Genomic DNA, 13,385 nt, shown 5'->3' on the forward strand with positions numbered 1-13,385 from the left:
ATGCCCCGCCAGGGTCCCCCGGGCACCCCTCCCGGAGCGTTCCCGGCTCCTTCCCGGGCGCTGTCCGTGGCCTATCGCGCGGACTCGGCGTGCTCCTCCACACGCTCCGCGTCCGCCGCCTCGGCCTCCCGCCGGGCCCCCTTCGCGCCGACCGTCCGGCGCCCCGGCAGGACCGCGAGGACGATCATCGTTCCGGCGGCCATGATGATCCCGCCGATGAGGCTGGTCTGGGCGACGCCGTGGGCGAAGGCCTGGTGGACGGCGTCCACGACCGCCTGGGCCTGCTGGGGGCCGGCGGACGGATCCTGGGCGATGCGCTCGGCGACGGCCAGGCCACCGCCGACCGAGTCCTTGGCGGTCTCCATCGCCGCGGCCGGGAGCCGGTCGCCGGCCAGGTCGGTCAGCTCGTCCCGATAGGCCGTGCCCAGCAGCGAGCCCAGGACCGCGATACCCAGCGCACCGCCCAGCTCCAGCGCGGTGTCATTGGCGCCGCCGCCGACACCCAGCTCGGACTCGGGGAAGGAGTCCATGATCGTGTCGGTCGCCGGAGAGACGCTCAGCCCGATCGCGAAGCCCAGCATCATCATCGGCGCCAGGAAGTCGGCGTACGTCGAGCCCTTGTCGACCTGGGTGAGCAGGAACACGCCGGCCGTACCGATGACCATGCCGGTCACGACCATCGCCTTCACACCCAGCCTCGGGGTCAGCTTCCCGGTCACCACGGCACCGAGGAACACCGCACCGGCCAGCGGCAGCAGCCGTACACCCGTGTCCAGGGCGTCGTAGCCGAGGACGAACTGCAGGAACTGCGTCGAGTAGTAGATCGCGCCGAACGTGCCGAAGAAGAAGAACAGCACCGCGAGCATCGAGCCGCTGAAGGGCCGCAGCGCGAACTTGCGGACGTCCAGCATCGGGTGCGGATGACGCAGCTCCCAGGCGACGAAGGCGACCAGACCGACGCCGGCGACGACGGCCGCGGTGACGGGGCCGACGCCCCAGCCGAAGTGCGGGCCCTCGATGGCCGCGTACACCAGGGATCCGACGGAGACGATCGACAGCAGTCCGCCCACGTAGTCGATCCGGCCCATGCCCTCCGCCCTGGACGGCGGCACCAGGACGAGCGCGCCGACGACGGCGACGAGAGCGATGGGCACGTTGATCAGGAAGGTCGAGCCCCAGGCGTGGTCCTCCAGCAGCCAGCCGGCCACCAGCGGTCCGACGGCGATGGCCAGACCGGACGTGGCGGTCCAGGCGGTGATGGCCTTGACCCGCTCGCTCCGGGGGAAGGTCGCGACCAGCAGGGACAGCGTGGCCGGCATCACGACCGCGGCGCCGACACCCATGATCGCGCGGGCCGCGATGACCAGCGAGGTCTCGTCGACCAGGCTGCCCATCACCGAACCGCCCGCGAAGATCACCAGACCGGTGACCAGCGCGCCGCGCCGACTGTACTTGTCGCCGATCGAGCCCAGCACCAGCATCAGCGCGGCGTACGGGACGGTGTAGCCGTCGACGACCCACTGCAGATCGCTGCTGCTCAGACCCAGGTCGATGGTCATGTCGGGGGCGGCGACGATCAGTGAGGTGTTCGCCATCACCACGATCAGCAGGCTCAGGCACAGCACGAGCAGCGCCCACCAGCGCCGTATGTACGGCCCTGTCATCTTCTCCACGGGAGTGTTCGCGAGGAAGGGCATCGAAAGCTCCTAAAGGGGACGGGTGGGACGAGCGGCATCACTTAATTGCCCATCGACGTGCAGACTAGTTTGTTGCCCACTCGTGTGCAAATATCGCGGTGTCCCCTTTCCCTCGTCCGATCCCCGAGGTGCCGATGTGACCAGCCGGCCAGCACCGACGCCGTATCCGGCGCAGCGCCGTGACGCCCGCGCCACCCGCGCCCGGATCCTGGAGGCGGCCCGGCGGGAGCTGACCCGCGACCCCGACAGCCGCCTCGAGGACATAGCCGGAGCCGCGGGCGTGGCCCGGCGCACCGTCTACGTCCACTTCGCCCGCCGGGCCGCGCTCATCGACGGCCTGGCCGCCGAGGCCGCGCAGGCGATCCGGCTCGTGGTCACGGCCGCTCCCGCCGCGACGACCGACGCCGCGACCGACCTGGCACGGTTCGTCCTCACCGCGTGGCCGGTCGGCGACCGCTTCCGCACCCTCATCCGGCTGGCCCGCCAGGACCTCGACCCCGACCGCGTCGACGAACTGCTGGCCCCGGCCCGCGACCTGGTCACCGAGGTCCTCACCCACGGCCTGCGGCAGGGCGTCTTCCGGACCACGGTCCCGCCCGCCCCGCTCAGCCGGGCCATCGAGGCCCATCTGCTGGCCCTGCTCGACTGCGTCAACGGCGGCATCTGGTCCGACGACGGCACCGGCGCAGCCACCGCCGCCCTGATCGCCGCCGGAGTCGCCCCCGACACCGCCGCCGCGAAGGTCCACCGCCTGCGGGACACCGGGTCGCCCCCACAGCCCCTCTGAAATCCCGATTCCCCCTGGGACCACAGGAGTTCGCGGAGTTCCCGGCATGCCCGGCGGCGCACCCGAAGCCCGCGAAGCCCCCTGGAGGAGGACTCATGCACCCGTCCCGGCCCAACTGCTCACCCGACCAGCCGCCCGGAGCGGGGCCAGGCCGGCGCCGCCGACTCAGGTCGAACCGAGGGGCTTGCCCCACCCGACCAACCGCCCGTCATCCGCTGTCACAGGGAGATGGGACCGAAGTCGGCGGCGGTCTGGGCCAGCGCACGGAGCGTGGGGTCGTCGTCGGCGGATCGCCACGTGAGGGCCCAGTGCATGGTGGGAGCGTCGTGAACGGGGAGGAAGACGATGCCCGGGGGACTGTTGTAGCGGGCGGCGATCTCGCCCAGCGGGTGGACACACTGTCCGGAGGCGACCAGGGAGAGAATCTCGTGGAAGGTCCGCGCGGCGGGCCCGCGCGGGATACGGCGGCCGAGCGGCGTACGCATGGGGACCATGGCCGTGACCCAGTACTCGGGGGCGTCGGGGCCGAAGTCGACGACATGGTTGTCGCCGAGGTCCTCCAGTGACGCGGTGCCGCGCTCGGCCAGCGGATGGTCTGCCGCCACGGCGAGCACGCGGCCTCCGGTCAGCACGGTCGGGCCGACCGTGAGGTCCGGTTCGGCCACCGGAAGCCACAGCACGTGCGCGTCGTGCTCTCCTGCGCGCAGCGCGGTGAACGGGGCACTGCCGTTGATCTCGCCGAACTGGACATCGCTGCCGGGGTGGCGGGAGCGGAAGGCCTCGATGAGGGGGCGCAGTTCGTGGCCGGCGTGGCCGAACACACCCAGGCGCAGGGTCCGCCGCGTCCTGACGCCGGCCGCTTCGGCGCGGGCGAGCCCCTCCCGTAGGAGGTCGACGGCTTGCTGGAGGTCCTCGCGCAGACGCCGGCCGACCGGCGTCAGGACGACGCGTCGGCTGGTGCGGTCGAACAGGACGACGCCGAGGCGCCGTTCCTGCTTGGCGATGGCCTGACTGACGCGGGCCTGGGACACGTGAAGCCGCTCCGCGGTGCGGCCGAAGTGCAGCTCCTCGGCCAGGGTCAGGAAGATCTCGATGTCACGCAGCTCCATGCACAACCCCCGTCCATGCATAACCGCCACATTATGAATAGCCCAAGGAACCTTACATTGTTCCGCCTGCCCACCCCACCGATGCTGGATCCATCACCACCGGACAGGCGGCACCCGCCTGACGCACACATGGATGGGGAGGCGAACCGATGGGCGACATGCGGGCCATCGCCGATCGCGTCGAGATAGAGGCGCTGCGAGCCGAGCTCACGGACGCGGTGATGATGCGTGACTTCGACCGCGCCGTCTCGCTGTTCACACCCGAGGGCGTGATGCGCTGGCCGCACATCGACAAGGAGTTCGTCGGCCGCGAGGAGATCCGCGCGGGGATCGAGTGGGGCCAGTCGCTCTGGGAGTTCTTCGTGCAGAACGTCCACCCGGGCGTCATCCGGCTGGACGGCGACACCGCGGCCGGCCGGGCGTACATCCAGGAGTTCGGACGGATGCGCGACGGCGGCTCGCACCTGAACCACGCCTTGTACCACGAGCGTTACGAGCGCACCGCCGACGGCTGGAAGTTCAGCGAACGCGTCTACGAGGTCCGGTACCTGGACTCCACCCCGCTCCGCGGCTCGGCGCCGGAGCGCCTCGGCTGATCCGTCCCGCACGCCGTCACGGCGTGCCAGACCGACATCTTGATTGCCAGGTCGACATCTCGCGTGCCAACTCGACACCTTGCGCGCCAAGTCGACACCTTGCGTGCCAATTCCTGAAAGCGGAGGAGAGAAACCATGGCTGAGAACACCGAAGTCGTCGTGATCGGCGGCGGTTACGCCGGGGTCATGGCGGCCAACCGGCTGACGCAGCGCGACGACGTGACCGTGACGCTGATCAACTGCCGCCCGGACTTCGTCGAGCGGATCCGACTGCACCAGCTGGCGGGAGGGACGCACGAGGCCGTCAGCGACTACCGGAAGGTCCTGGGCGAGCGCGTCCGGCTGGTGGTCGACACCGTGACCCGGATCGACGCGACGGGGCGCGGGGTCGAGCTGGCGAGCGGCGACACGGTCGGCTACGACTACCTGATCTACGCGGTGGGCAGCGGCAGCGCCGACCCGGGCGTGCCCGGAGCCGCCGAGTTCGCCCACCCGATCGCCACGTTCGAGGAGGCGCGGCGGCTGCGGTCGGTCCTCGACGCCGCTCCCGCCACGGCCCCGGTGACGGTGGTCGGAGCCGGTCCGACCGGCATCGAGACCGCCGCCGAACTGGCGGAGGCGGGCCGCACCGTGACCCTGGTCTGCGGCGGGCCGCTCGGCCCCTACCTGCACCCGAAGGGTCGCCGCTCGGTCGCCGAGCGGCTGGTCGGCCTCGGTGTGACCGTGCTGCAGGGCCCCGGCACGAAGGTGACGGAGGTGACCGGCGACACCGTGCTGCTCGGCGACGGCCGTGAGCTGTCGAGCGAGGTCACCATCTGGACCGCAGGGTTCGGCGTGCCGGACCTGGCCGCCCGCAGCGGGTTCAGCACCGACACCCTGGGCCGCCTGCTCACCGACGAGACCCTGACGAGCATCGACGACGAGCGGATCGTCGCCGCCGGGGACTCGGCGGCACCGTCGGACATGCCCTTCCGGATGAGCTGCCAGGCCGCCGGCCCGCTGGGCGCACACGCCGCCGACACGGTGCTCAGCCGCATCGCGAGCAAGCGGCCCGCACCGATCGACCTGGGGTTCGCCGGCCAGTGCATCAGCCTGGGGCGCCGCGCGGGCATTTTCCAGTTCGCCCACAGGGACGACACCGCCAAGCGGCTCCACCTCGGCGGCCGAACAGGCGCGAAGGTGAAGGAACTCGTGTGCAGGCACACCATCAAGCAGCTGGTGAACGAGGCACGCAAGCCCGGCTCCCACACCTGGGCCAAGGGTGAGCAGGGCCGCCGACTGCTGCGGGCCCAGCGCCGCGAGACGGCGGCCACCGCCGAACAGTCCGCCTGAACCACGCACCGGCAGCCGCCGTGGGGCCGCATGCCGATGGTCCTGGCACACGGCTCGTCCGTGACGTCTGCCGGCGATACGAACCGCGATACGAACCGCGATCATCCACCGCGCAAGATCGGCCATCGATACACGTACACGCACTGGGGGTTCAGTCATGATCCTGATTACCGGAGCCACCGGCGTCGTCGGCCGGGAAGCCGTCCGCCTCCTGGTCGAGGGGGGAGCGGACGTCGCCGCTGTCACCCGCGACCCGCACGCCGAATTCCCCGCGGGAACACAGCTCGTCCACCCCGCGAAGGTTCCCGCCATCGACGGCGTGGACGCCATCCTGCTCAGCCCTCGTGCCGCCGGATCCGCCGCTGTCGACCTGTTGGCCCGCGCCCGCGAGACGGGCGCGGCACGGGTGGTCGTGCTGTCCTCCGTTACCGTGCGGTACCCGGCCGGGCACGCACGCTTCCGGCAGCACTTCCAGGCGGTCGAGGACGTCGCCAAGGGGAGCGGCCTGGACTGGACGATCCTGCGCTGCGCCGATTTCGCCGCCAACACCCTGGCGTGGGCCGGGCAGATCCAGGCGACCGGGGCCGTGCGGGGGGCCTATCCGCACGCGAGGACCTCGACCGTCGACGAGCGTGACATCGCCGCGGTGGCCGCCCTCGCCCTGACCCACCCGCGGCACCGCGGTCAGACGTACCTGCTCACCGGAGAGCAGTCGCTGAGCCAGCCGGAGAAGGTCGCCGCGCTCGGCGCGGCGCTCGACCGGACACTGTCGTTCGTCGAGGCCGCACCGGACGAGATCCGCCGCGGCATGCTCACCGCCGGCCTGCCCGACGAGGTACCCGACCGGCTGCTCGGCTCGCTGGCCGACTACGCCCGCGAAGCCGGGCCCACCTCCGACACCGTACGGCGGCTGCTGGGCCGTCCGGCACGCACGTACGCCACCTGGGCGCGAGACCACCGTGCCGCCTTCGCCGCGGGAGGACCCCGATGAAACTCACGATCGTGGCCGCCACCGGCGGCATCGGACGGCACCTGGTCGAGCAGGCGGTGGCCGGCGGGCATGACGTCACCGCCGTGGCCCGCCGCCCACGTGAGCTGCCGGACGGCGTCCGGACGGTGGCCGTCGACCTCACCCGACCCGACATGCGGACGCTCGCGGCGGCGGTACGCGGCGCCGACGCCGTACTGTCCGCGCTCGGCCCGCGAAACCCGCGCGCTGACGCGGGCATCACCTCGCGTGGCACCCGCGCGGTCGTCGCGGCGATGCATGCCGAGCACGTCCGGCGGATCGTCATCGTCAGCGCCGCACCCGTCGGACCGGTGCCGGTGCCCGGCCGGCCGGCACCGCCCAGGCACGATCCCGGCGACGGCTTCTTCATGCGCCACCTGGGCGTCCCGTTGACCCGGGCGATGTTCGGCCGGCACTACGCCGACCTCGCCGTGACCGAGCAGACCCTGCGCGACAGCGGACTGGAATGGACGGTGTCGCGCCCGCCCAAGCTCACCGACAAGCCCCTGACCGGCAGGTACCGGACCGCGTGGAACCGCAACATCCGGGGCGGGTTCTCCGTGTCACGCGCCGACGTCGCCCACCACATGCTCGCCATGGTGAACCGGCCGGACACCATCGAGCAGGTCGTCGGAATCGCGAACTGACACCTACCAGCCACGCGCACGATCCGGGCCGCGGGTGAGAAAGCGGGCGACGACCCGCGGCGGTGACCGACAAGGTCAAGAAGTCGCCTCAGCGGTCCCGCCCCCGGTGTCAGGGCCGTCAGCGCGGAGTCGGACGCGCAGGAGCAACGGGAGGCGACGAGGATCCGCCCCGGCAGTCGCCCCTTCCTGGGGCCTGTTGCCAGGGCCGGTTGCCGAAGCCTTTTGCCGACGCCGGTCGCCAGCGCCGGTCGCCAGCGCCGGTCGCCGGGGCCGGTCGCCGGGGCCGGTCGCCGGGGCCGGTTCCCGGAAGCGCTCGCCGGGCCGGTCGGCTGCTGGCCATGGCCCGACTCGGCGGCCGCGAACGCACCGTCGAACCGGCCGGCCGACGGGTCAGGACCGGCCGGCCGACGGGTCAGGACCGGTCGGCCGACGGTCAGGCGTCGTCGGCCGGGGCCGGGCGCATCGTCGACGCGACCTCCTCGACCACGGCGCTCGCCCGCTTCTCGGGCACACCGGCCGCGATGAGGGTGGCGGCGGCGACGCGGCGCCCGTCGTCCTCCAACGCGCCGGTGTTGACGGCCTCCAGGAGGGCGACGTGCATCGCCTCCAGCCCGGCGCTCTGTACGGCGGGCGGCAGATGGGAGTGGAAGACACCGTCCCGCTGCCCCCGCTCCAGGATGGTCGCGGCCGCCTCCCGGGCCGGCGCCAGTACCTCGGCGACGCGCTCGGAGCCGAGGTCCCGCCGGGCCAGTGCCAGGAGCATCCGGTAGCGGTCCCCCACGGGCCACATGGTGAACACGAACCGCGCCAGCGCCCGCTCGGCCGGCTCCGTCGGTTCCGGCCCGGCCTCCACCGTGCCGCGCAGCGTCTCGGCGGCCTCCTCGGCGAGGGCCTCCAGCAGCGCCGCCCGGCCCGGGAAGTGCCCGAAGAGGGTGCGCCGTACGACCCCGGCGGCCCGCGCCAGCTCCTCCAGCGTGATGTCGGGGTTCCGCCCCAGCTCCTCACGGGCCGTGGCCAGGATGCGCGCCCGGTTGGACCGCGAATTACGACGCAGCGGCTCGCGGGCCACGGGCTTGGTCACGGACAACCTCGGCGGATCAGTACGGAGACGGGGCGGCGAAGGAACGGCGACCCCATTTTGTCACGCCGGGCCGGACGTCGAGCGGGCGACGGAGAACGGCCCGGGAGCGCCTGGACCGCCGAAGCGCCCCGACCGTCCGGGCCACGCGGACACGGACCCCGGCCGACCGCACGCCCTCACCCCGCAGGCTCCTCGGTTCAGAGGGCCTGCGGTGCCCCCGAAGATTGATCGGAAGGACGGGCTTCCCGCGTCGTGTCGGACATGCCCGTTCAGCCGAGGAGGCTGCCGCCGGTGGCGTCGATGAACGCGCCGGTGATCCAGCGCGCTTCGCCGGTGGCGAGGAAGACGACCACGTCGGCGACCTCCTTCGGCTCACCGATGCGCTTGAAGGCCGAGATCCGGGACATCTGCTCCACGGCTTCGGGAATCCTGAAGAAGTCGCTCCCATTGTCCGTAACGCCGGGAGCCACCGTGTTGATGGTGATGCCCCGGGGGGCGAGGTGCCGCGCGAAGCCCCGGGAGAGCTGTTCCAGGGCGCCCTTGGTCATCGCGTAGAGGGTCTGCGAGGGGACAGCTGTCCGGGTCGTGCCGGAGGAGATGTTGATGACGCGCCCCCCGTCGGGAAGCAGCCCGAGAGCGCGCTGGGTGATGAAGACGGGGGCCTTGGCATTCACGGCGAACAGCTTGTCGAACTGCTCGGGGGTCATCTCCTCCGGGGCGACTCCGGCGGGCAGGGTCTCGCCGGCGTTGTTCACCAGGATGTCCAGGGTGGTGTTCCCGGTGTGCTCTGTCAGACCGGCCTCCAGCCCCTGGAACAACTGGTCGACATCGCCCGGTACACCGAGCTGCGCCCGGACCGTGAAGGCCCGGCCGCCGTCCTTCTCTATGAGCTCCACGGTTTCCCGAGCGGCCCGCTCGTTGTGCGCGTAGTGCACCGCGACCAGTGCTCCCTCACCGGCCAGGCCGATGGCGATGGCGCGGCCGATGCCTCGGCTGGAGCCAGTGACGAGAGCGGTCCTGCCGTTGAGCTTCCCCATGACGGTGTCCTTTCGGTTCCCTGCGCACGGGACGCCGTCGGCGAGCGACCGGGCGGCCTCACGGGCACAGCCAAGCGACTTGGACGGCGTCCAAGTAAGGAGGGAAGTATGCTTGTACGGTGTCCAAGACGTCAAACACGGCGCAGCCTCGCACCACCACCTCTCGCGCGCCTGTCGGCCTCACCGAAGAGCAGATCACCGCCGCCGCGATGGAGGTGCTGGAGAGCGAAGGTCTCGACAAGCTGTCCCTGCGGGCCGTCGCCGCCCGGCTCGGGGTACGGGTCAACGCGGTCGCCTGGCATCTCAAGGACAAGGCCGGCCTGCTCGGCGCCGTGGCCGACGCCGTGGTGGCCCGCTGCGTGCCCGCCCACCTGCCCCCGGATCCGGATGAACGGGTCCGCACACTGCTCGCGTCACTGCGCACGGAGCTGCTGTCCCACCGGGACGGCGCCCGCCTGGCCCGCGAGGGCGCCTCGCTGGCCCGGCCCCACCAGCGTGCGTTCGCCGAGGTGTTCAACGCCGCCCTGCACGCCACCGGCCGCAGCCCGAAGGAGGCGGCCTGGACGGCCTGGACCCTGATGTACTTCACCCTCGGCCTGGTCAAGGAGGAACAGACACCGCCGAGTCGCACCCTGGGCGCCGAAGTGGCGGAGGCTGATCCCGCGGCCTTTCCCTCCCTCGCGAAGACGATCGCGCATCTCACGCCGGACAGCTTCGACGACCGCTTCGCCTACGGCGTCGACCTGATCCTCAGAGGGCACTCCGCCATGCCGCCGGCTCCCCGACCGGCACCGGGGTCCGGACCGGAGTAAGCGGTACCGGCCGGTGCGGCCAAGGTCTCCGGTCGCCGGGCGGGGCGGCTTCAGGGGCGCGCGGATGTGGCAGGGCTCGCGTCGGCCGCCGCCGGACGCCGTGGGGCCGTGGGGCCGTGGGGCCGTGGGGACTCACTGCCGAGGTCTCGCCCCGCAGACTCCCGGGGAGTGGGCCTAGGCTGTTGGCAGGGCCCGAGAAACAGGGGAAGCAAGGGATCATGGCGATGGGGGACGAGCCCAAGTCCAGACGGCCCCGGCCGTCGATGGCGGATGTCGCCCGTCACGCCGGTGTCGCGCCGCAGACGGTTTCGCGCGTGTCCAACGGCCACACCAACGTCGACCCGGCGACCAGGCAGCGGGTCGTCGCGTCGATGCGGGCGCTGGGCTACCGGCCGAACGGAGCCGCACGCGCGCTCAAGAGCGGGCGGTTCAACACGATCGGCGTCATCACCTTCACGCTCAGGACGTTCGGAAACACGCGCACGCTCGACGCCATAGCCGAGGAAGCCGCACGCGCCAAGTACGCCGTCACCCTCATCCCCGTGCCGGACCCGACCATGGGCAAGGTTTTCGGTGCCTACGACCGACTCAGCGAGGCAGCCGTCGACGGAGTGATCCTCGTCTTCGAGGCGCATCTCCTGGACAACGCGGAGTTCAGCCTCCCACCAGGGGTTCCGATGGTGGTGGTCGACTCCGACACCGGCCCCGGTTACACGGTGGTGGACACCGATCAGGCACAGGGCGCACGTCAGGCGACGGAACACCTGCTGGAACTCGGCCACCAGCAGGTGTGGCACATCGCCGGCCCCCCGACCTCGTTCTCCGCGGCCCATCGGGTCGAGTCCTGGCAGCGCACCCTGCGGTGTGCCGGCATCGTCCCGCCCCCGGTGCTGTACGGCGACTGGACCACCCGATCGGGATATCAGCACGGGTTGACTCTGGGGCGAAGGCCGGAGGTCACGGCGATCTTCGCCGCGAACGACCATATGGCGCTCGGTGTCCTGCGTGCCCTGCACGAGCTCGGCCGCCGGATCCCCGACGACGTCAGCGTGGTGGGGTTCGACGACATGGAGGAGACCCATGCCTTCTGGCCACCGCTGACCACCGTGCGGCAGGACTTCGCCGCGGTCGGCCGGCTCAGTCTTCAGAAGCTGCTGAGCAAGATCGGCCGCACCGGTCCCGACACGGTCGACAAGACCTTGGTCCCGACCCGGCTGGTGGTCCGCGCGAGCACCGGAGCGCCGCCGCCCCCGCCGGAAGGCGAAGCGCGGCGGCGCTGACCCGTACGGGCCCGGCGAGTACGCTCGCCGGGCCCGTACGGTTCGGATCAGTGTCGGATCAGTGGTCGAGGGGACCAGGTGCCGGCATCAGCTTCTGGTCCACTGCTGGTTGCTGCTTCCGTTGCAGAACCAGACATCGACCGCCGTGCCGTTGCCGGTGCCTCCTCCGGCCGCGTCCAGGCAGAGCGCCGGGTTCGCGACGCTGGTCACCGTGAGGTCCGCGTTCACGTTCCACTGCTGTGCCGCCGCGCCGGTGCAGTCGTCGATGACCACGGGGTCTCCCGCCGTGGCTCCGGTGCCGCCCACCGTCATGCACTTGTTGCCGTAGACGGTGAGTTGTTTCTCCGCGTTCCAGTTCCAGGACTGGTTGCCGCCGTCGTTGCAGTCCCAGAGGTCGAGTTGGGTGCCGTTGGTCGTGCTGAAGCCGGGCACGTCGACGCAGCGGTCGGAGCCCACTCCGCGCAGGACCTCACCGGGAGGCGCGGGCGGCAGGTCGTTGACCGGCGGGGTCGTGCCGAAGCCGTAGCCCCAGCGCAGCTGCGCGACTCCGCTGGCGTTGTTGTCCACCAGGTTGCCCTCGGAGTCCAGCGACTCGATCGAGTAGGCGTCGCCGAACCTCAGGCCCGGCCAGTACACCAGTCCCATCCCCTTGCTGCGGGCGGTGTTGGTCACGGCCGCGAGATACGAGGTGTAGATGTTGCCGTTCCACGCGCCGTAGTTCAGTCCGGTGGTCATCGGGGAGCCGGCCTCGTCGATGATGGTCCGGCCGGCGTACGTGCCGATCCGGGCCTCGAGGTCGGCGACCCAGTCCGCCTGCTGGGTGTGGCTGGCCCAGAAGCCGTAGAAGTGCAGCGACAGCAGTGTTCCCCGCAGTTCGCGGGCCGCGCCGACACCGGTGACGTTGTCGTTGTAGCCGGTACCGCTGATCACGACACGGCCGCGCGGGACGTCCTTGTGCCGGGCCAGCCACCCACTGGTGACGGACACCCACTGGTCCAGGGTGTAGCCGTGCGGCTCGTTCATGGGCTCGAAGTAGACCCGTGGGTTGTGCTTGTACTCCCGCACCACGGTGTTCCACATCTTCTTCCAGGCGGCCGTGTCGTCGACCAGCCCGTCCTTGCTGGTGTTGGCCTCCCAGTAGCTGACGATGACCTTGTCGCCGTAGGCCGTGGCCGCGTCGATCGTCGCCCGGTACGACTTCCACCAGTTGGTGCCCACGGTTGCCGGGTTGATCGGCAGTCGCAGGGTGTTGGCGCCCAGGTTCTTCTTGAAGCCGCGCACCATGTGACTGGTGGTCCGGTACACGGTGCGGTAGTCGTCGGTCACCGACAGCCCGCTGGGCACCACGGCGTCACTGGCGTAGTTGTCGCGCGGGTCTGCCCAGTTCACCCCGCGGAAGTCACTGGTACCGCCCTTCGGCACAGACTTCACCGACGCGTACGAGGCGGCTGACGTCTCGGCGGCCGACTGGGCGAGGGCGGGGGCGGGGGCGGTCAGGAACATGAGTGTCGCGCCGAAGCCGGCCATGAGCACACTGGCCAGTCTTCTCGACCTCGTCGGGGTCTTGGTCATGTCGTCTCCAGTGACGGAAATCGCGGAGGGCGGAGTGAGGGTTCGTCACCTGAGCCGAGGCAGTGATGAACCAGGGTCCGGATACAGGCACTTGGACCCCTGTAAACCGGCCATGGTTACGTAACCATGGCTCGGACACTGGCACGACGCCCGCACCGGTGACAAGACCCGTGACGGTTCCGAAACGCGACGGACTTCTTCACCGGCCCCGGAGCGGTTCCTTGCCCGGTGGAGTCGAGGGCGGCCGTTCGGCAGGCCGTCGGCGGGGAGGGCGGGGACCTGCTTCGGGCTGCCGCCACCGGTCGGCGGCTTCCTCGGGCGGACCAGTCCCCTGCGCGGGTGGATGCCCGGCCGGCCGGCCGGCGCGGTGCTACGGCCGGCCAGAGGTCGGCGGAGGACACAGCGGCGGGGCCGGGACGGTCGTGC

General features: G+C 71.4%; 12 protein-coding genes. 7 read left to right on the plus strand and 5 right to left on the minus strand.

The annotated features are described in order from the left end of the window. Positions 1-71: 71 nt before the first annotated feature. Positions 72-1,697, minus strand: a complete 1,626-nt coding sequence (locus OG272_RS14980) for an MFS transporter (protein ID WP_327729869.1) — start codon at positions 1,695-1,697, stop codon at positions 72-74. Between the two features lie 136 nt (positions 1,698-1,833). Between OG272_RS14980 and OG272_RS14985 the strand changes: the two genes are divergently transcribed. Further along, positions 1,834-2,484 carry a TetR/AcrR family transcriptional regulator gene (locus OG272_RS14985; RefSeq protein WP_327729868.1) on the plus strand — a complete coding sequence of 217 codons (651 nt, stop codon included), beginning with the start codon at positions 1,834-1,836 and terminating at the stop codon, positions 2,482-2,484. 218 nt (positions 2,485-2,702) lie between these two features. Here OG272_RS14985 and OG272_RS14990 read toward each other — a convergent pair whose 3' ends face one another. Further along, a complete protein-coding gene (locus OG272_RS14990; protein WP_326583009.1) occupies positions 2,703-3,593 on the minus strand; it encodes a LysR family transcriptional regulator in 891 nt (296 codons plus the stop codon). Positions 3,594-3,742: 149 nt separating this feature from the next. Here OG272_RS14990 and OG272_RS14995 point away from each other — a divergent pair, with 149 nt between their 5' ends. The 4 genes from OG272_RS14995 (at position 3,743) to OG272_RS15010 (ending at position 7,177) form a co-directional block, all read left to right on the plus strand. After that, positions 3,743-4,189 (plus strand): nuclear transport factor 2 family protein, encoded by a 447-nt coding sequence (locus OG272_RS14995; protein WP_326583008.1) that lies wholly within the window; start codon positions 3,743-3,745, stop codon positions 4,187-4,189. A 135-nt stretch (positions 4,190-4,324) separates the two neighbouring features. Next, on the plus strand, positions 4,325-5,521 hold the full coding sequence (locus OG272_RS15000; protein ID WP_405893611.1) for an NAD(P)/FAD-dependent oxidoreductase: 1,197 nt from the start codon (positions 4,325-4,327) through the stop codon (positions 5,519-5,521). Positions 5,522-5,678: 157 nt separating this feature from the next. Further along, entirely contained in the window at positions 5,679-6,512 is an 834-nt protein-coding gene (locus OG272_RS15005) for an NAD(P)H-binding protein (protein WP_405893613.1), read from the plus strand. Continuing rightward, positions 6,509-7,177: an NAD(P)H-binding protein gene (locus OG272_RS15010; RefSeq protein ID WP_327729865.1), complete on the plus strand. Its 669-nt coding sequence runs from the start codon at positions 6,509-6,511 to the stop codon at positions 7,175-7,177. The genes OG272_RS15005 and OG272_RS15010 overlap by 4 nt, the downstream gene beginning before the upstream one ends. Positions 7,178-7,610: 433 nt before the next feature. Here the strand turns inward: OG272_RS15010 and OG272_RS15015 are convergent, their stop codons facing one another. Together OG272_RS15015 and OG272_RS15020 are read right to left on the minus strand one after the other, a co-directional pair. After that, the gene (locus OG272_RS15015; RefSeq protein WP_326583004.1) at positions 7,611-8,258 is read right to left on the minus strand and encodes a TetR/AcrR family transcriptional regulator; all 648 of its coding nucleotides are present in this window, start codon (positions 8,256-8,258) and stop codon (positions 7,611-7,613) included. A 269-nt stretch (positions 8,259-8,527) separates the two neighbouring features. Beyond that, positions 8,528-9,295, minus strand: a complete 768-nt coding sequence (locus OG272_RS15020; RefSeq protein ID WP_327729864.1) for an SDR family oxidoreductase — start codon at positions 9,293-9,295, stop codon at positions 8,528-8,530. A 119-nt stretch (positions 9,296-9,414) separates the two neighbouring features. On the opposite strand from OG272_RS15020, the gene OG272_RS15025 reads away from it, so the two are divergent. Both OG272_RS15025 and OG272_RS15030 read left to right on the plus strand, forming a co-directional pair. Then, a complete protein-coding gene (locus OG272_RS15025) occupies positions 9,415-10,107 on the plus strand; it encodes a TetR/AcrR family transcriptional regulator C-terminal domain-containing protein (RefSeq protein ID WP_328222983.1) in 693 nt (230 codons plus the stop codon). 218 nt (positions 10,108-10,325) lie between these two features. Beyond that, entirely contained in the window at positions 10,326-11,387 is a 1,062-nt protein-coding gene (locus OG272_RS15030) for a LacI family DNA-binding transcriptional regulator (RefSeq protein ID WP_326583002.1), read from the plus strand. Positions 11,388-11,474: 87 nt separating this feature from the next. Here OG272_RS15030 and OG272_RS15035 read toward each other — a convergent pair whose 3' ends face one another. Further along, a complete protein-coding gene (locus OG272_RS15035; protein ID WP_405893616.1) occupies positions 11,475-12,959 on the minus strand; it encodes a ricin-type beta-trefoil lectin domain protein in 1,485 nt (494 codons plus the stop codon). Between the last annotated feature and the right edge of the window lie 426 nt (positions 12,960-13,385).

The organism is Streptomyces sp. NBC_00104 (genome assembly GCF_045160825.1).
In the GTDB taxonomy this organism is placed as follows: Bacteria; Actinomycetota; Actinomycetes; order Streptomycetales; family Streptomycetaceae; genus Streptomyces.

Excerpts from the sequence above, each read along its gene's own strand:
- OG272_RS15005 (WP_405893613.1), top strand. The coding sequence starts at position 5,679 with ATGATCCTGATTACCGGAGCCACCGGCGTCGTCGGCCGGGAAGCCGTC.
- OG272_RS15030 (WP_326583002.1), top strand. The coding sequence starts at position 10,326 with ATGGCGATGGGGGACGAGCCCAAGTCCAGACGGCCCCGGCCGTCGATG.
- OG272_RS14980 (WP_327729869.1), bottom strand. The coding sequence starts at position 1,697 with ATGCCCTTCCTCGCGAACACTCCCGTGGAGAAGATGACAGGGCCGTAC.
- OG272_RS15010 (WP_327729865.1), top strand. The coding sequence starts at position 6,509 with ATGAAACTCACGATCGTGGCCGCCACCGGCGGCATCGGACGGCACCTG.
- OG272_RS15035 (WP_405893616.1), bottom strand. The coding sequence starts at position 12,959 with ATGACCAAGACCCCGACGAGGTCGAGAAGACTGGCCAGTGTGCTCATG.
- OG272_RS15020 (WP_327729864.1), bottom strand. The coding sequence starts at position 9,295 with ATGGGGAAGCTCAACGGCAGGACCGCTCTCGTCACTGGCTCCAGCCGA.
- OG272_RS14995 (WP_326583008.1), top strand. The coding sequence starts at position 3,743 with ATGGGCGACATGCGGGCCATCGCCGATCGCGTCGAGATAGAGGCGCTG.
- OG272_RS14990 (WP_326583009.1), bottom strand. The coding sequence starts at position 3,593 with ATGGAGCTGCGTGACATCGAGATCTTCCTGACCCTGGCCGAGGAGCTG.
- OG272_RS15000 (WP_405893611.1), top strand. The coding sequence starts at position 4,325 with ATGGCTGAGAACACCGAAGTCGTCGTGATCGGCGGCGGTTACGCCGGG.